Annotated in this window: 16 protein-coding genes and 1 riboswitch; of the genes, 4 read left to right on the top strand and 12 right to left on the bottom strand. The window is 64.3% G+C overall.

Annotated elements, in window-relative coordinates; genetic code table 11:
* Positions 1–55: 55 nt before the first annotated feature.
* Positions 56–1,699 (top strand): cyclohexanecarboxylate-CoA ligase, encoded by a 1,644-nt coding sequence (aliA, locus tag ACT4OC_RS12160; protein WP_444839237.1) that lies wholly within the window; start codon positions 56–58, stop codon positions 1,697–1,699.
* A gap of 53 nt (positions 1,700–1,752) precedes the next feature.
* The gene (locus ACT4OC_RS12155; protein ID WP_444839236.1) at positions 1,753–2,547 is read left to right on the top strand and encodes an enoyl-CoA hydratase-related protein; all 795 of its coding nucleotides are present in this window, start codon (positions 1,753–1,755) and stop codon (positions 2,545–2,547) included.
* Positions 2,548–3,476: 929 nt separating this feature from the next.
* Here ACT4OC_RS12155 and ACT4OC_RS12150 read toward each other — a convergent pair.
* On the bottom strand, positions 3,477–4,907 hold the full coding sequence (locus ACT4OC_RS12150) for a PepSY domain-containing protein (protein WP_444839235.1): 1,431 nt from the start codon (positions 4,905–4,907) through the stop codon (positions 3,477–3,479).
* A gap of 12 nt (positions 4,908–4,919) precedes the next feature.
* Positions 4,920–7,274, bottom strand: a complete 2,355-nt coding sequence (locus tag ACT4OC_RS12145) for a TonB-dependent receptor (protein ID WP_444839234.1) — start codon at positions 7,272–7,274, stop codon at positions 4,920–4,922.
* A 116-nt stretch (positions 7,275–7,390) separates the two neighbouring features.
* Positions 7,391–7,592, bottom strand: a riboswitch (cobalamin riboswitch).
* A 133-nt stretch (positions 7,593–7,725) separates the two neighbouring features.
* Here ACT4OC_RS12145 and ACT4OC_RS12140 point away from each other — a divergent pair.
* Complete coding sequence (locus tag ACT4OC_RS12140) at positions 7,726–8,298, top strand: histidine phosphatase family protein (RefSeq protein WP_444839233.1); 573 nt, start codon at positions 7,726–7,728, stop codon at positions 8,296–8,298.
* Positions 8,299–8,305: 7 nt separating this feature from the next.
* Here the strand turns inward: ACT4OC_RS12140 and cobT are convergent, their stop codons facing one another.
* The 8 genes from cobT to cbiT all read right to left on the bottom strand — a co-directional run bounded on the left by cobT (position 8,306) and on the right by cbiT (position 15,339).
* Positions 8,306–9,367, bottom strand: coding sequence for a nicotinate-nucleotide--dimethylbenzimidazole phosphoribosyltransferase (gene cobT / locus ACT4OC_RS12135; protein ID WP_444839232.1), 1,062 nt, complete (start codon positions 9,365–9,367; stop codon positions 8,306–8,308).
* Between the two features lie 33 nt (positions 9,368–9,400).
* The gene (cobF, locus tag ACT4OC_RS12130) at positions 9,401–10,150 is read right to left on the bottom strand and encodes a precorrin-6A synthase (deacetylating) (protein WP_444839231.1); all 750 of its coding nucleotides are present in this window, start codon (positions 10,148–10,150) and stop codon (positions 9,401–9,403) included.
* 45 nt (positions 10,151–10,195) lie between these two features.
* Complete coding sequence (locus ACT4OC_RS12125; protein ID WP_444839230.1) at positions 10,196–10,873, bottom strand: energy-coupling factor ABC transporter permease; 678 nt, start codon at positions 10,871–10,873, stop codon at positions 10,196–10,198.
* 105 nt (positions 10,874–10,978) lie between these two features.
* On the bottom strand, positions 10,979–11,707 hold the full coding sequence (gene cobA, locus ACT4OC_RS12120; protein WP_444839229.1) for a uroporphyrinogen-III C-methyltransferase: 729 nt from the start codon (positions 11,705–11,707) through the stop codon (positions 10,979–10,981).
* Entirely contained in the window at positions 11,704–13,014 is a 1,311-nt protein-coding gene (locus ACT4OC_RS12115) for a cobyrinate a,c-diamide synthase (RefSeq protein ID WP_444839228.1), read from the bottom strand. Before ACT4OC_RS12115 ends, cobA begins: the two co-directional genes overlap by 4 nt.
* Entirely contained in the window at positions 13,014–13,796 is a 783-nt protein-coding gene (cobM, locus tag ACT4OC_RS12110; RefSeq protein ID WP_444839227.1) for a precorrin-4 C(11)-methyltransferase, read from the bottom strand. Before cobM ends, ACT4OC_RS12115 begins: the two co-directional genes overlap by 1 nt.
* Positions 13,793–14,161 (bottom strand): cobalamin biosynthesis protein, encoded by a 369-nt coding sequence (locus ACT4OC_RS12105; protein WP_444839226.1) that lies wholly within the window; start codon positions 14,159–14,161, stop codon positions 13,793–13,795. The genes cobM and ACT4OC_RS12105 overlap by 4 nt, the downstream gene beginning before the upstream one ends.
* Complete coding sequence (cbiT, locus tag ACT4OC_RS12100; protein WP_444839225.1) at positions 14,158–15,339, bottom strand: precorrin-6Y C5,15-methyltransferase (decarboxylating) subunit CbiT; 1,182 nt, start codon at positions 15,337–15,339, stop codon at positions 14,158–14,160. Before cbiT ends, ACT4OC_RS12105 begins: the two co-directional genes overlap by 4 nt.
* On the opposite strand from cbiT, the gene ACT4OC_RS12095 reads away from it, so the two are divergent.
* Complete coding sequence (locus tag ACT4OC_RS12095; RefSeq protein WP_444839224.1) at positions 15,338–16,084, top strand: cobalt-precorrin-6A reductase; 747 nt, start codon at positions 15,338–15,340, stop codon at positions 16,082–16,084. The two genes, cbiT and ACT4OC_RS12095, sit on opposite strands and share 2 nt — an antisense overlap.
* Here the strand turns inward: ACT4OC_RS12095 and cobJ are convergent.
* Both cobJ and ACT4OC_RS12085 read right to left on the bottom strand, forming a co-directional pair.
* Positions 16,060–16,794: a precorrin-3B C(17)-methyltransferase gene (cobJ, locus tag ACT4OC_RS12090; protein ID WP_444839223.1), complete on the bottom strand. Its 735-nt coding sequence runs from the start codon at positions 16,792–16,794 to the stop codon at positions 16,060–16,062. The genes ACT4OC_RS12095 and cobJ overlap by 25 nt on opposite strands.
* Positions 16,791–17,522: a precorrin-2 C(20)-methyltransferase gene (locus ACT4OC_RS12085; RefSeq protein ID WP_444839222.1), complete on the bottom strand. Its 732-nt coding sequence runs from the start codon at positions 17,520–17,522 to the stop codon at positions 16,791–16,793. Before ACT4OC_RS12085 ends, cobJ begins: the two co-directional genes overlap by 4 nt.
* Position 17,523 lies beyond the last annotated feature (1 nt).

The following is a 17,523-nucleotide window of genomic DNA, read 5'->3' as shown; positions in this document are numbered from 1 at the left end:
GGCGGGAACCAGGGATTTTCCGGCGAGGCTCCGGCAAGGAAGCAAAGGAGGAGACATGAAATTCGATCCGATACTGCCTGAGGGGCGGGTCGCGACGATGCGGGCGCGGGGCTACTGGGGCGACGAGCTTCTCGTCGACCACCTCGATCACTGCATCGCGCAGGCGCCCGACAAGACGGCGATTGTTGACTTCAACTCGATGCAGGGCACCGGCCGCCGGCTGAGCTACCGGGAATTCGGCGATCTCGTCGATCGCATCGCGGTGGGTCTTGCCGAGCTCGGCATCGAGAAGGACGACGTGGTGGCCTGCCAACTGCCCAACTGGTGGCAGTTCGGCGCGCTGGCATTCGCCTGCTGGAGGATCGGTGCGGTCATCAACCCGATGATGCCCATCTTCCGCGAGCGTGAGGTCAAGTTCATGCTTGGTTTTGCTGAAAGCAAGGTGTTCGTCGTTCCGCGCGAATTTCGCGGTTTCGACCACCCGGCCATGGTGCGGGCCATGCGCCACGAGCTGCCGCATCTCAAGCATTTGCTGGTGGTTGGCGGGAGCGGAGAGGAAAGTTTCGAGGACGTGCTGGTCGACAGGCCGCGCCAGACGAAGCGCAACGCCAAGCGCCTGTTCGCAGAGCGGCGCCGGAGTGCGGATGACATCGTTCAGTTGCTCTACACCTCGGGCACGACAGGCGAGCCAAAGGGCGTGATGCACACCTCCAACACCATCCTGTCGAACGTGCGCCCGTTCCGCGATCGGCTCGGTCTCACCGGGCAGGACGTCGTGCTGATGTCATCGCCGCTCGCGCATCAGTCCGGCTTCATGTACGGGCTGTTCTTGCCCGTCGTATTGCAGACCACCGTCGTGCTGCAGGATATCTGGGAGCCGCAGCGAGCGGCCGAGTTGATAGCGGCCGAAGGGGTGACCTTTACCTTCGCATCGACTCCATTCCTGTCAGACCTGACCGATGCCGTCGGCCGCGGCGGTTGCGACGTCTCAAGTCTGCGTATCTTCCTCGCCGCCGGCGCGCCGATTCCACGCGTGCTGGCCGAGCGCGCATCGAAGACGCTCGGGGCAGCCGTCGTATCGGCATGGGGCATGACGGAGAACGGCGCCGTGACAACCACGAAGCTCGGCGATCCCGATGAGAAGGCCTTCTTCACGGACGGCTGCGCGCTGTCGGGCATGGAGGTAAATGTGTTCGGACCTGACAGCAAGTCCCTCCCGCCCGGCGAGGAAGGCGTCCTCAAGGTACGCGGCTGCTCCAGTTTCGTCGGCTATCTCAAGCGCCCGCAGCTCTACAATCACGACGCCGAGGGCTGGTTCGACACCGGCGACCTCGCACGGATCGATGCGGACGGTTACGTCCGCATCACTGGCCGGGCCAAGGACATCATCATCCGCGGCGGCGAGAACATTCCGGTGGTCGAAATCGAAGGCCTGATGTTCCGCCATCCAGCGGTGCAGGCGGTGGCGATTGTAGGCATGCCAGACCCGCGGCTCGGCGAGCGCGCCTGTGCGTTCGTCGTGCCGAAGCCCGGCCAACAACTCATCTTCGAGCAGATGGCGCAGTTTCTGGCCGATCAAAAGGTCGCGCGACAGTATCTGCCCGAACGGCTGGAGATCGTGGCCGAGTTGCCGCTGACGCCAAGCGGCAAGGTCCAGAAATTCAAGCTGCGCGAGATCGCGAAGGCATTCAGCGCGTGACGGCGTCGAGCAACGCGCCTTTCACGACAAACCCGAACCAAAGGAGACCTCATATGACAGCAGCAAGCGCATACACCGACCTCCTGTACGAGGAGCGCGATGGCATCGCGACGATCACCATCAACCGGGCGGAAAAGCTCAACGCGTTCCGCGGCAACACATGTGACGAACTGATCGACGCTTTGAACCGCGCCGCGTGGAACGCGCAGATCGGTGTGATCGTCCTGACCGGAGCAGGTACGCGGGCGTTTTGCACCGGCGGCGACCAGTCGGCGCATGACGGCGGCTATGACGGCCGCGGCACCGTCGGCCTGCCCATGGAAGCGCTGCACGCCATCATCCGGGTGGCGCCGAAGCCGGTGATCGCCAAGGTGCGCGGTTACGCGATCGGCGGCGGCAACGTGCTGGCGACCCTGTGCGACCTGACGATCGCCGCGGAAAGCGCCCAGTTCGGCCAGGTCGGCCCCAAGGTCGGTTCGGTCGATCCGGGCTTCGGCACCGCCTATCTGGCCCGCATCGTGGGCGAGAAGAGAGCGCGCGAGATCTGGTATCTGTGCCGCCGCTACGGCGCCGCCGAAGCGGCCGCCATGGGGCTCGTCAACAAGGTGGTGCCGGACGATCAGCTCGATGCCGAGGTGGAGATCTGGTGCCGCGAGATCATGGATCGCAGTCCGACGGCGATCGCAATCGCAAAGCGTTCCTTCAATGCCGATAGCGATTCGATCGCCGGCATCGGGGCACTCGGCATGCAGGCGCTGAAGCTCTACTATGAGACGGAGGAATCGAAGGAAGGCGTGCGTGCTTTCAACGAGAAGCGCAAACCGGAATTCCGCAAGTACGCCAAGTGAAGCGTGACGCAAGGCGCCGGCTCTCGGGCCGGCTAGGCGGCGTCAACCGGTCACTCGATGTAACCTTCTTTCTCGCTTCACATTAGCGCGATTCCCGGAAACGCGACAGGCGCGATCAAGAACAAGCGAGAACGCGGCAAGTTCAACAAAGCTGGTCGAATATCCACTCCCTCAAGCCGGTCAGGTCGCCGGTTCTGCAGCGGCCAGCCCAATCAAGCTGGTTGTCCCTGGATTTTCTTGGACGTCTCAGTGCACACGTCGTGCACACGCGACCATCTAGCCGATTGAAAAACTTGAACTCTCATTCCAATCCATCATCGGTGCAACGCTAAATCGATGCGCTAACATGTTGATGTTATTTCGCTTTATCGTCTTGTCTGGAATAGCTGATTTTTGGGCCTACACAAATTCAAAGCTGACTATTTGGGCATTTTCCTTTCGTTTCAAGTGCTTAAGCCGATTGCCTGTTCGTTCTTTGATGATGCCGCGCCTTGTCCGGTACAGCATTGCAGTACCGGATGAGCTCGTGCAGTACCGCGCTAGTTTGTACCTCCTGATCAATCCCATCTACTTCGGCCGCAAAGTAGCCTGCCGCTCTCCCCAAGCCCAGCGCTTCAGGACCGCGGTCGTAGTTCTGGCGATGGTAGAATAAGAAAAACTTGCGCCCTGCGGATCGGAGGTGAGCATTTTCGCTATGACAACCGAGGTCGAGCAAATCGGCGTGTCAGCAAAGCCACCAGCCTAGCCGTCGCGCGACCCTTTTTTCCGTCAGGCGAGCGTTCGCAACAGCGTGACGAAGCTCAGCGCCCGTAGTTTTGGTGCATGTCGAGTCCTATGTCAGGTTGGGTCAGGAGGCGACCAGTTTGCGATCGTGTCGCCAAGACCCTCGGGAAGCCGATAGAACTCTTCTGGTCCAGGAAGAACTGATGTCAACATAAACATCTCCGGAGCAAGCGACGCCAACCAATCACAATACCGGTTATTGAGAACAGCAATCCGAGCACACAGAGGCCGACGATCAAGCTGCTGCGGACCTTCGGGTGGGCCGCCAGGATCGGAAAATCCAGCGTGTGCAGGGCGCGGTAGAGCCAGCGATAGGCACGACGTGACCGGTCCAGTCGTTGCAGCAGGTTACCGTTCGCACCGTCGATGTCGAACCACACCTCGGCGCATTTGGAGCGATAGACGGGAACGCCCGGAGTTGCCGACAGTACCGGATAGTCATCGTCGGCGGCGAGCACCGACGCCTCCCCGCAGTTGGTCGCCAGACGCGCCGCGAACCCCTCGATCTCACGCGGGCTCAAGGCCCCCGCCCGATCATCAGGTTCTGCACCGCGTGCTCTGAACAAGATCTGTCGATCAAGACCGATCCTGTCTCGCCGGTAGAAACGCTCATTGAATGCGAACCATTCAACCTCCAGGACCGATGGTGAAGGCTCCATACGGTTCGCGGGAAGCATCCTCCAGCCCGGAGAGGCAGTGGCCATATCGGTTTCGGCCTTGGTCAACTGCCCGTGCGAGAAAAGCCGCCCGTGGTCCATGGAGAGCCAGCCGCTGAAGATCCATGTCAGGACGAAGACCGTCGCCAGCAAGCCGATGACGTGATGCAGCGCATGCCAGCCGCGATACGGTGACACGGGCACTCCGCGCGCAACCCTGAGCCGCGCCACCCCAAGCACCGCCCCCAGCGCGGCTGAGATCAAGGCGAGCAGCGACAGCGCCCACACCAAGCGGTCCCAGAGTGACCAGTTGCTCCGGAGCATCGTCGGGTAGATCCAGTGCAGGACGCTGCCTGCAAGATTCCACCACCGCTCGCGGCGAGTCGTATCCAGCACGACCTCACCGGTGACCGAGGACAGGTAGACTTCGGTGCCGGCCGCATCGTTGAGCGCCACGCGAAACAAGGGACGGTGGCGATCGAAGCCGTTCGGCACGCTCCATTGATCATAATCTGCGCGCTCAACAACTGACGCGCGCGAGATATCCAGGCCGCGCCGGCTTGCATGATCCCTCGCCGCAGCGAGAGCGATGTCGGGAGATTTGACTGCGGCATCGGCCGAATCTGACGCACGGATCGCCCGCAATTGCGACGGCCCCGAAACGACGTACACCGGCCCGTCGCTCCGCTGGATCAGCCGAACGCGCGCGCCATCCCCGATCCCGCTTGCCCTGACAGCATCTGGCGGATCGATCACCACACGCGCGCTGTCCACGACCGCAAGGCCGGCAAAGCGCTCCGCCTCCGTCAGTGACGGAAACGGAACGAAATGCATGACGATGCCGGTTGCAAACCACATCGCGAACAGGAGACAAAACGCGACCCCGAGCCATCGATGCAGCAGAACCAGCCCGCCCATCATGCGTCCTCCACCTCACCATTTGAACGCGGCGGAGATCTCGCAGGTGCGCGGTGCCCCCAAGAGGATCTGATCGGGATAGAACGGATCGCCCCAGATCGCGTAGCGCTTGTCGGCCAGGTTCCTCACCCGGAATGTGAGCCGCGTTTGCTCGACGGCATTGAACACCGATTTCGGGATGTCGACGAAGGCATAGAGGTCGGCGACCGTGTAGGCATTCATCGTCACGGTGTTCGCATCGGTGTTGTAGCGATCGCCGACATGGCGACCGATCACGCCTAGCTCGACCGGCCAGGGCGTGAAGAACCGGTAGGCCGCGCCGGCATTGGCGACGACGCGCGGCACGTTCGGCGGCGTATTGCCGGAGAACGAACCGCCGGCAAAATCATAGTCGGCGTAGCGTGCATCGACATAGGCGATGTTGCCCCACAGCCGCAGCGCTTCCGTGACGCGCACGGCAGCCGCCAGCTCGACGCCCTTCGATTCCTGACGTCCGGCGACATTGAGCTGCATGCCGCCGGCCGCCGCATAGACGTTCTTGCGTTGGATGTCGAAGGCCGAAAACGACCACTCGGCCCTGCTGTCCCACAACAGATGCTTCACACCCGTCTCGTAAGTGCGCGACGTCGTGAGATCGAGTGGCTGGAGCGGCCCGAGCAGGAAGATGTTGTTGGCGGAGACGTCCGCACCGGTCGCGTACTGACTGAAGAAAGTGAGGCCCGGAATGGCTTCCCAGGTGTAGCCGACGCGGCCCGTCACTGGCGTCCAGGATTTCGAGAATGGAAAGCCCGCCTTCACCACACCGTTCACGTCAGTCGAATTGCGATCGAGCCCGATATGCTCCATGCGGAGGCCCGCGACCAGCGCGAACGTCCGCGAGATCTTCAGTCGGTCCTCGAACGACAGCGATTCATTATCGATCCGCGCCGTCTGCTGCTGCGTTGTCAGGAGGCCATAATATCCCCGTGCCGGATCGACCAGCGTCACCTGGTCGTGCGGAAAGTTGGCGGCACCCGGCCGGACGAAATCGAGGGCATTCGCCGCTACCGTCGTCACCAGGCGGTTATCCATCCCGGCGATGTTCGTGTCCCAGGTCAAGTCGGTGATATTTCCGGCAAGCTTCTGGCGATGCGCCACGTAGAAGCGCTCGCGATCGACAAGATTCACGTTGGCGTTGAACGCCTCGACCTCGTTGTTGAACCACTCGCGCTCCGCGCCGTAGCCATAGGCCTGGCTCTTGAGTGTCAGCCCGGGCGCCAGCTTCAACTCGAAGCCGCCGCGCAGCCACACCTCCTTTGCGACGTTGCGATTATCGAGGACATTATAGTTGGTGTTGAAGGTGCGGTCGTCGATCGTGACCGGGCCAAGATTCGACCCGTTGTAGTTCGAGACATGGCTTCCCGAGACGATCCCGCTCGTGGCATGAGAGCCGCTGAAGGCGATCGGGACCAGCGGCACGCCCCAATAGGCCTTCCCGCGGTCCTCCCTGTACTCGACGGCGCCCCAGACCTTGAGATTGTCGGAAATGCGGTAATTGAGCTGGCCCGATACGTTGAGCGTCTTGGTGTTGGTATCATCGGCGAAGCCGTTGAGCGAGGAGCGGCTGATATCGAAGCGATAGTCGAGCCCCCCAACATTGGTGCTGCCGCCGGAGCCGTAATAGCTGCGGAACGAGTTCAGGGAGTCGTAGGAGAAGTAAGTCTCGTTCCGGATCGGCCCGGCGTGCGGCTGCTTTGTCACGAAATTGACCGCACCGCCACTGGCTCCCTCGCCCGACAACAGCGAAGCCGGACCTTTCAGGAACTCCACGGCCTCGAGATTGGCCGTGTCCATGACGCGCGACGTCATATTCTGCGGGCCGATCTTGATGCCGTTATAGAGCACGTTGATCTGGCTGTTGGTAAAGCCACGCATCGAGAAGGCCGAGGGCTCCGCCGGATTGTCGCCGGAGGTCACGCCGACCGCGCCTTGGGCCACCTCCGACACCGTCCGATAACCTTGCTCGCGGATCGTCTCGGCCGAGATCACCTCCACGGTCGCAGGCACTTCGCGCACAGTCAGGCCAAGGCGAGATGCGCTTTCGGCGACGGCGTTCGTGTTGAGCGGCGTCTGCGTTGCTTGTCCGGTCGGCTTCGGTGCGGTCGCTGGCGAAGCAGCTCTATTTGCTGCCGCACGACGGGCGCTTCGTTCCGCGCGGCCTGCCGGCTTGCGCTTCTGGTCCGAGCGCGGCGAAATCACGACCGGCGGCAATTGCTCGGGCGAGCCCGCCTGTTGCGCCCAGGCTGGCGAGATATCGATGGAAGCAAAGGACGAGAGAATGCCCGATGCGAGCAGGAGCCCGCGCGGCCGGACAGCACGAAGAGACGACATGGTTGGGACCTCGGTATGACGTCAGTGGCACGTCACACCGAACCAGGTCTCAACCTCCGGCCTGCTAAGCCTTCAGGTGAAGCCGAATGTCTGTACTCCCCGACCGACATCTTCGCGTGCGACCACGGCTGACGGCAGGTCTCCTGGCTTGCGGGTCGTTACCTTGCGTCGCCTTCCCGGGACCGAAGTTACCCAGTGGCTCGTGACGCAAGATTCTCCGCTCACAGTTGCGGGGGCAGCTACGGCATTGAGGAAACTTCCTCGCACCGCATTCCCTTTTCATCCCCCGAAGGGGAAACCGTCGCAAGCATCTAGGACTAAGCCGAGTGGAGAGTCAATGTACCGTCCCGGGTGCGGTGTCGCAGCGATCTCTGCATTGACAGCGGCTCGGCCGCAACCACCTATCGCAGAGCTCCCGGCGTCACGGCGCGGATATCCTTGGAGACGTGAAATGGAAGGAAAAACCTTCCTTTGGTTGGTCCGACATGCAGTCGTCGACGGCGTCGCTGGGACAATCCATGCCTCGGATGCTCCAGCCGATCTCAGCGACCAAACGCAACTGGACGCGCTGCGACGACAGCTCCCTCAGGATGCCCAGAGCTACGCAAGCCCGTCCCGGCGGACTGTCGATACGGCGCGCGCGCTGGGGCTCGATCCGGTCCTGGTCCCTGAATTCCGGGAGCAGGACTTTGGCGACTGGATGGGGCGCCGCCACGACGATCTCGCTGCCGTTGGCGGTGAAGGTTACAGAAAATTCTGGAGCGATCCCGCGCGCTCAAGACCGCCCGGCGGTGAGAGCTTTGAGGATCAGATCGCCCGGATTCGGCTCGGCCTCGATCAGATCGCGACGGGTGCAGCGAACCTCGTGGTCCATTCCGGCACCATTCGCGCCGCGCTGTGCATCGCGCTCGACCTCACCCCGGAGGCCGCCCTGCGCTTCGTCATCAACCCTCTCTCCCTCACCCGCATCGACCGGCTGTCGAATGGCTGGCGGGTGGTGTCCGTCAATCAGAGAGCCACTTGAGCCACCATCATCCGGCGGGGCGATCCGGCACGTTGGCCTGCGCGAAGGTCGCCATGCCATTGTGCAGCACGCATGCGAGCCGCACGAGCGGCAATGCGACCGCCGCACCCGATCCCTCGCCGAGCCTCAGATCCAGACTGACCAACGGATGTACGTTCAGGGCTCGAAGGACGAGGCGATGGCCCTGCTCCGCCGATTGATGCGAAGGCAGCAGAAACGGCTGGCAGGACGGATTGAGGCGCACCGCGGCCAAGGCAGCAGACGACACGATGAAGCCGTCGATCAGAACCGGAATGCGCCGCTGTGCCGCCGCGATGATCGCACCGCAAATGGCCGCGATTTCGAGACCGCCAACCGCACACAGGATCTTCTCAGCCGCGACGCCCGGACCTGTGAGGCCGTGGCGCGCCAGCGCGGCGTCAATCAGGCGTGCCTTGCGGGCCCGGCCGGCTGCATCGACGCCGGTACCACTGCCCGCAACCTCCCCAGCGCTCACGCCGAGCAGGGCCGAGGCGATGGCCGCCGACGTCGTGGTGTTGCCGATCCCCATCTCGCCGAGAATAAAAATATCGGGTTGTCCGGCTTCAGCGCGCAACACTGCCCGCTTTCCGCATTCAAAGGCAAAAGCCAGCTCCGCTGGCGCGAGCGCTGCCTCGACGCTGAAATCGCGGCTGCCGCAACGTGGCTTGTCCGTGACAATCCCGGGCAGCGGCGCTTGCGCCAGCGTGCCTGCGTCAATGACTTCAAGAGTTGCCCCCAGCTCGCGCGCTAGAACCGAGATCGCAGCTCCGCCCGAGGCGAAGTTCGTCATCATGGCGATCGTCACGGCTTGTGGATAGGCCGACACGCCTTGCGCGACGATGCCATGATCCCCTGCAAAGATGATGATCGGAACGCGCGAGGCGCGCGGTTGCTCCGTCTGCTGCAGGCCGGCGAGATCGATGGCAACGTGCTCGAGCCGGCCGAGCGCACCGGTCGGCTTGGTCAACTGAGCCTGCCGCACGAGAGCCGTTTCGCGATGGACGGCTGAGATGCCTGGGCATTCCTGGTAGACCCAATCGGGGAGCATGTTGTTCTGCCTCTCGACGATGTTGTGGCCGCGTCACGATCTGCGTTTGAGAATATAGCTGTCCATGATCCAGCCATGCCGCTCGCGCGCCGCTTGCCGTGCGGCGACGATGCGCGGACCTACTTCGGGAAGCCCGCCGGACAGGATGATTTCATCGGGCATGCCGAGATAGGCGCCCCACCAGATTTGCAGTCCCTTCGGCTCCAGCGCCTGAAAGGCCGCGCCACCATCGAGCATCACGACGACGGTATCCGCACCGGCCGGCCATCCGCCTTCGCGCAACCGCCGCCCCGTCGTGACCAGGAAGGGCTCGCCGATATCGTTCAATGGCAGCGCATGCGCCGCGCACAGCGTCTGGATCGACGTGATGCCCGGGACGACCTCGATTGCAGGCAACGGATCAAGCCGGCGCGCTATGCGCAAGGAGGAGTCATAGAGCGATGGATCGCCCCAGATCAGCAGCGCCACACGCCCGCGGCTTCCGAGGTGGCTCGCGATCTCCCGCGACCAGGTTGCAGCGACAGCGTCGTGCCAGTCGTCGACGCCCTTGCGGTAGTCTGCCTCGCCAGCGGCGCGCACAGGCAGATCGAATTCCGCGATGCGTGTCCTGTCGTTGGTGAGCACGCCTGTGCAAATGGCCCGCCGCAATTCGGCAAGGTCGGACTTCGCCGCTCCTTTGCGCGGAATGAGGATAAGATCAGCGTCGTTGATCGTGCGGATCGCGGCAAGCGTGAGCTGCTCGGGAGCACCGCAGCCGATGCCTATCAGGGACAGCGTCAGCATAGTCTTTGTGAAGGGCGGCCGTTGCAGCCGCCCCTCACGTCATCTCTATGCTGCGTTGTGCAAGCGAGGCGTGACAAAACCGTCGGCCGTAACGCCGCGCAGCGATTTTGCCAGCGCCAGCATAGCCAAGTCGGCCAGCGGCTCGATCACGATGACCAGCGCATAGGATCCCGCAAAGGTCGCGATGTTGGCGAGATTCGTTGCGCCAAAGCCCGCACCATAGAGCGCCCAGAACGCGACCCACGCCACGATGCCGGACTGATACGCCGTCGAAAGCGCCAGCGCCTGACGGTACTGCAAGTCAACATAGGCGGTGTTGCGCGGAATGATGCGTTGGGCCAACGCTTGAATCGCGAACAGCGGCACCAGCAGCGTCGTTACGTTCATGCCGTATTGCGGCAGGTCGGTCGGCACGAAGAACAGGCCTTGCAACAGAAGACCAAACGCCAGTCCGAACGCGGCAGGGGCCGCCCCGAACAGCAGGAACAATGTCGAGCCGAGGATGAAATGCACCTCGGAGACCCCGACGCGGAAGTGCGGCAGCATCTCGAAGAACGAGAACACCAGCGCTGTCGTCGCAACCGTGCGCACGACGAAAGAAGCGACGCCCTGCTCGCGCACGCTGTTGACTGCAAGCTTGAGCGCAACGCCGCCGGCGGCAACGCCGGTCGCATAGCTCAGCACGAGTTTTGCACCCGTCACGATTCCCGGTTCGATATGCATGGCCTTTCGTCCTTCCTGCCGTTACACCCGACGGCTTTGGCGTGAAAAATTGGCCCCTTCCCTGACTACGCGTCAAGGGGCGAGCGAAGATCGGCGACGGCGCCATCACGAACGATCTCCCGCGAGCGCGCCGAACAGGATGACGGCAGCAGCAGCCGCCGCGCTGCCTCGCGCAAGCTGCTCCGCGAGTTCGGCGATGGTGGTGCGGATAAGGCGTTCGTCGGCGCGACCCAAGGATTCGGCAAACAGCGCCGGTGTGCTGGGCGCAAGGCCCTGTTCGATCAGTTTCGCGGCCAAAGTCGGAAACGTGCGGCGGCCCATATAGACGACCGTCGTCGCGTCCGGATCGGCGAGCGCCGCCCAGTTCAGGTTCGCGGGCAACTCGCCGGTGACATCGGCGCCGGTCACGAACTGGACCCGGCGCGAAGTGTGCCGTCGGGTCAGGGGAATACCGGCCCGCGCAGCAGCAACGCAGGCCGAAGTCACACCGGGAACGATCTCGTAGCCGATGCCAGCCGCACGGAGCGTCTCGATCTCCTCTTCCAGACGGCCGAAGATGCCCGCATCGCCCGATTTCAGGCGGACCACGCGCGCGCCCGTTCCGGCATAATCGACGAGCAGCCGGTTCACATGCTGCTGCTTGGTCGAGGGTCGACCGGCGCGCTTGCCGACCGCCACGAGATTGGCGTCAGGACGGGCCAGATCGAGGATCGCGCCGGAGGCCAGATCGTCGTAGAGCACGACGTCGGCCTCGCGCAGCCGCGCGGCCCCCTTCAGCGTGAGGAGGTCGGGGTCGCCGGGACCGGCCGAGATGAAGGAAACAGAACCGCTCACCGGTCCTCCGCAATCAAATGGAAGAACGTACCGGTGGTGTTATCGCGCTGCGAGCCGGTTTCGGCAACGATGGCGCCAGTCGCATCGCGTACGAGTGCGAGCGGCGTATCAGGCTGCGCAACGATTGTCGAATAGTGAAACTCATGGCCGCGCAGGCGTGCGCCAGGCTTGTGTCCCGGCATGGGCGCAGCCAGTTCCGCAAGCCGATAGCCCAGATGCATCCGCCGCTTGGCAAAGCTCGTCTCCAGGCCGAGCAGGCCGGCCATCTCATGGCGTGCACCCTCGGCATCGATCAGGGCCTCACCTAGCACCATATAGCCCCCGCATTCGCCATGCACGGGGCGCGTTCTGGCGAAGGAGCGCAGTGCGCTGCGAAACCCTGTGTTTGCGGCGAGCCGGCCAGCATGCAGCTCGGGATAGCCGCCGGGTAACCAGCAGACGTCGGCGCTCACGTCAGGCCCTTCATCGGCAAGCGGCGAGAAAGTCGAGATTTCGGCGCCTGAGGCGTGCCAGGCTTCGAGCATGTGCGGATAGACGAAGGAGAACGCCGCGTCGCGGGCGAGCGCAATGCGCTGGCCGGGCGGCGTGACGCTGAGAGCGCGCGCGACAGAAGGCGGCGACCAGGCGCAGGCCGATTGAAGCACCGCGTCGAGATCGACATGCTCGGTGACGAAGCGCGAGGCCTCGGCGATCAGATCACCAACCTCCGCCTGCTCTTCGGCCTGCACCAAGCCGAGATGCCGCTTGGGCAAGGATATCTCGGCGTGGCGGGGCATCGCGCCAAACACGGCAATGCCAGCGTCCGCCAGGGCGCGCCGCACGAGATCTTCATGCCGCGGGCTCGCAACGCGGTTGAGAGCGACGCCCGCAAGGCGCACGCCCGCGCGAAAATCGCGTAGTCCAGCGGCAATCGCCGCGGCCGTCTGTGCCTGCCCGGACGGATCGAGCACGAGCAGCACGGGCCACCCCATCATCTCCGCAATGTCGGCCGTTGCGCCCGTGCCGGTGACGCCGCGCGCGGCGACACCATCAAACAGGCCCATGGAACCCTCGGCGAGAACGAGATCGGCGTCCGCACCGCGGCTGACCAGTCGCGCGATCGTCTCACGGTTCATGGCCCAGCTATCGAGATTGACAGAGGCGCGCCCGGTGGCCGCCGCATGAAAGGCAGGATCGATGTAATCGGGCCCGCTCTTGAAGCACTGTACCGTCAGCCCGCGACCGCGATAGGCATGCGCGAGCGCGAGCGTCAGCGTCGTCTTGCCGACGCCGGATGCCGGCGCCGAGATGACGAGGCCCGCCGCCATCACGACGCCTCCGGAAAGCGCGGTGAAGACCCGACCGGCCGGTAGCGACGGTCGTAGTCGGCCGCATAAAGGCGGCTCTCGGCGAACTCCTCCGAGCCCAGAGTCTTTCCAACGAGAATGAGCGCCGTGCGCTCGAGCTCGGTATCTATCGCGGCATCAAGCGTGGCCAGCGTCGCGCGCACGATGCGCTGATCGGGCCAGCTTGCGCGCCAGACGATCGCGACCGGACAATCTCCGCCGTAATGCGGCATCAGCTCGGCGATCACCTTGTCCAGCAGATGGATCGACAGATGTATGCCGAGCACCGCACCGGTCGTGGCAAAGGCGGCGAGATTCTCGCCCTCCGGCATCGCGCTCGCCCGGCCCGGCGTGCGCGTCAGCACCACGGACTGCGCAAGACCCGGCAGCGTCAGCTCGGCCTCGAGCGCGGCGGCGGCGGCGGAGAAAGCCGGCACACCCGGCGTGATCGAATAGGGAATATTGAGCGCGCGCAGGCGGCGCAACTGTTCGCCCATCGCCGACCAGATCGAAAGATCGCCGGAATGCAGCCGCGCGACGTCCTTGCCTTCCGCGTGCGCGGCAGCGATCTCCGCGATGATCTCGTCAAGCGATAGCGGCGCGGTGTTGACGATGCGCGCGCCGCGCGGGCAATGCGCAAGCACCCCTTCCGGCACGAGCGAGCCGGCATAGAGACACACCGGGCAGGCGGCGATCAGGTCGCGCCCGCGCAAGGTGAGCAGATCGGCAGCGCCCGGCCCGGCGCCAACGAAGTGCACTGTCATTCGCCATCTCCCTCTGCGATCGCCGCGGTGGCGGTTCGGTCCTGCGAGACCGCCCGCGTCGAGACGAGCCGCGCGTGGCGCCCGGCTGCCACGAGCGCCGCGGCTTCGGCGACCGAGCCGGTGCCGAACTTCTCCTTGATAAGCTCGGACTGGGTCGACGTCGCGATACCTACCAGCACATTGGCCGGAATGGCTTTGATTGGCACATTGAGCTCACCCGCCAGTCGCTCCAGCGCATCCGATCCCAACTTGTCGCTCACGGTGGCTATGGCCGTAACGCCTTCGGCACCGCCGGCAGCAATGAGCGCTTCGCGAAGCGAGGCGAACGTGACGTCGCGCCTAAATCCCAGACCTGCGACCCTCATTTGATCGCACTCCATTGCACGACCGGTCGCACTGGCTCCCAGGATCGGTAACGGCCCAGCGGACCAGCATGAGCGATCTCGACCCGCATCAACTCGCCGCCGTGGCGCTGATGAAGGTCCGCGAGAAGTGCCTCTGTCTCCAGCGTCACACCATGAGCGACCAGCCGAGTCCCCGCCGCGACGCGCGACCAGACGGCGTCGAACAGCGTGACGTTGAGACCACCGCCGATGAACACGGCATCGGGCGTCTCGAGGCTCGAGAGGATCTCCGGCGCCGTCCCCTCGACGACAGTGATCCGATGCGCCAAACCGAAAGCCGCGGCATTTCGCCGGATGTTCGCGGCACGATCTTGGCGAGCCTCGACCGCAATCGCGCTTCCCTCACCCAGAGCCCATTCGACCGAGATCGAGCCCGAGCCCGCGCCAATGTCCCACAATCTTTCGCCGGGCAGCGGTGACAGTGCTGAAAGCGCTAGCGCCCGCACGGGCCGCTTGGTGATCTGGCCGTCGTGCACAAAGAGATCGTCCGAAAGACCTGAGCTGCGCGCAACTCCCTTCGATCCCCTCGGCTCCAGCGCAATCGTCACGAGACTCTCGCCCGGCTCAGCCGTGTAGCTATCGGCGCGAAGCTGTCTGACGCATTCGCGCGGGCCGCCAAGGGCCGAGAGCGTCCACAGAGGTGATGCGCCCCAACCGCGTTCCGTCAGCCAGGCGGCGAGATCGCCACCTGCCTTGCCGTCGCGTACCAGGCAAATGATCCGCGCGCCGCACACCAGATGCGGCACCAGGCGTTCGAAAGGCGCGGCATGGAGGCCGAGACACACAATGGATTCGAGGCGCCAACCCAACCGCGCTGCCGCAAGCGAGAAAGTCGAGGGCGCGGAATGAGCGATCCATTCGCCGGCGTGAAGCTTTTCCGCAAGCGTGCCGCCGACGCCGTGCCAGAACGGGTCGCCCGAGGCGAGCACGGCCGTTGGCCGGCCGCGACAGCTCAGCACGCAATTTGCGTCGAATGGCACGGGCCATGGATGGCCGCGCTCGGCAACGCCAACCAGTGCGAGATGACGTTCGCCGCCAAAAACAGTTTCGGCTTCGGCAAGCGCCTTTCGGCTTGCCTCGGACAGGCCGCCAAGGCCATCTTCGCCGACGCCTATGATAATCAACCAGGGATCAGTCATGACGCGCGCCCTCATTCTGGGCGGAACGGCCGACGCCAATCAACTTGCCGAGGCGCTCGCGCACGTGGGGCTCGATGCAATCTATTCCTATGGAGGCCGCACGCGCGCGCCCGCCGGTCAACCGCTGCCGACTCGCATCGGCGGCTTCGGCGGCGTGGCTGGTCTTGCCGAGTACATTCGGCAGGAGGGCATCACACATGTGATCGATGCGACCCATCCGTTCGCCGCCGAGATGAGCCGCAACGCGGTCGCGGCGTGCGCAGAAACCGGTACGCCGCTGATCGCGGTCGAACGCGCGCCCTGGGCGAGAACGCCCGGGGACACCTGGATCGAGGTCGCTGACATTGCATCCGCCGTTGCGGCGCTGCCAGAAAATCGCGCCAGGGTCTTCCTCGCAATCGGCCGACAGCATATCGCGCCCTTCGGCGCCAGGCCGCAGCACGCCTACACATTGCGGTTTGTCGATCCACCCGAGGGCGCACTGCCGTTCGATGCCAACGTCATCGTGTCGCGCGGGCCGTTCACACTCGATGGCGAACTGGAGATGATGCAAGCGCGCGGCATCGAATGGGTCGTCGCCCGCAATTCCGGAGGTGACGGCGCGCGCGCCAAGATCGATGCTGCGCGCGCGCTCGGCCTTCCTGTCATCATGCTGTCGCGGCCACAATTGCCCGAGAGGCCGCGGATGGACAACGTGGCCGATGCGTTGCAATGGCTCGGTCATCGGACTTGCCTCGGTGCATAGACCCAGCGGCCGACGCGGCGCGTCGCCGAATTGCCGACGATCACCAGCGTCCGCATGTCGGCCATGTCGGGTCTTGCCTCGCATAGCCTGACCGTTTCGATCCGCTCGTCGGGGGCGCTGACCGCGCGGGCGAAAATCGCCATCCGGCCACCGCATCCCGCCTCCTTCAGTATCTCCAGCGCACGCGCAAAACCCTCAGGCCGGCTCGCCGAGCGCGGATTGTACATCGCGATCGCGAAGTCAGCCTCTGCGGCTAGCCGCAGGCGCTTCTCGATGACGGTCCACGGCTTGAGATTGTCGGAGAGATTGATCGCACAAAAATCGTGACCGAGCGGCGCGCCCGCGCACGCCGCAGCCGCCAGCATCGCAGTTACACCGGGCAGAACGCGGATCGGAAGGCTCTGCCATTGCGGATTGTCTTCAAGCGCCTCGAACACAGCTGAGGCCATCGCAAAGACACCGGGATCCCCGGAGGATACCACGACGACTTGCCGTCCCTCCGATGCCAGCCGCAGGGCTTCGCCGGCCCGCTGCAACTCCACGCGGTTGTCGGACGGATGCAGCGTCAGCCCCTCGCGCGGACGCACGCGCGCGACATACGGCGCATAGCCCACGATGTCGGTCGCAGCCGCGAGCGCAGCGGTGACTTCCGGCGTGACGAGTGCATCGTCACCGGGGCCGAGTCCCGCGATGGTGAGCGTGCCCGTCATTCGACGGCCTCGATACGTCGCCCCTGCCCGTGCACCAGCACGATCGCAAAGTACGGACAGTCGACCTCGTCGATATCGATCAACCGCGCGACGCGTTCACCGGGCATGGTACCACGCTCGACCAGCCAGGCGTCGGCCAAGCGGCCGGCGGACGCGAGCGCGCGGCGCACCTTGGTCAGGTTGCGCCCGGTCTTCATGATGATGAGCGCGTCGGAATTGCGCATGCGCCGCTCAAGCGCATCTTCGGCGAGCGTACCCATCAAGACGGTCGTCACGTCGTCGCCGAGCGCGATCGGCCGGCCGACCGAGTTCCAGCAACCAGCCATTCCAGGAATGCCCGCGATCACCTCGATCTCGACCCGCCCCTGCAAGCGGGCGTGCAAGTGCATGAAGGAGCCGTAGAAATAGGGATCGCCTTCGCAAAGCACGACGACGTCGACCGCACGCGCAAGCCACGCAAGACGCTCCGCCCATTCGTCGTAGAAACCCGTCAGCAGACGGAAATATTCCGGACTGTCGAAGGCGATCTCCGTCGTGACCGGATACTCCATCGGATATTCCGAGACATCCCCCGCCAGCATCCCCTCGACGATGCGCCGCGCCTGGCCGGGTCGTCCCTTCTTGCGGAAATAGGCGACATGCTTTGCCGCGCGCACCTCGCGAGCGGCACGCACGCTCATCAAGTCCGGATCGCCTGGCCCGAGGCCGCAGCAGATGATACGGCCCATC

Origin of the sequence: Bradyrhizobium sp., from assembly GCF_052389815.1 — a bacterium.
GTDB lineage: Bacteria > Pseudomonadota > Alphaproteobacteria > Rhizobiales > Xanthobacteraceae > Bradyrhizobium.
The sequence above is the reverse complement of the archived record's forward strand: the minus strand, read 5'-3'. Positions and strand labels throughout refer to the sequence as shown.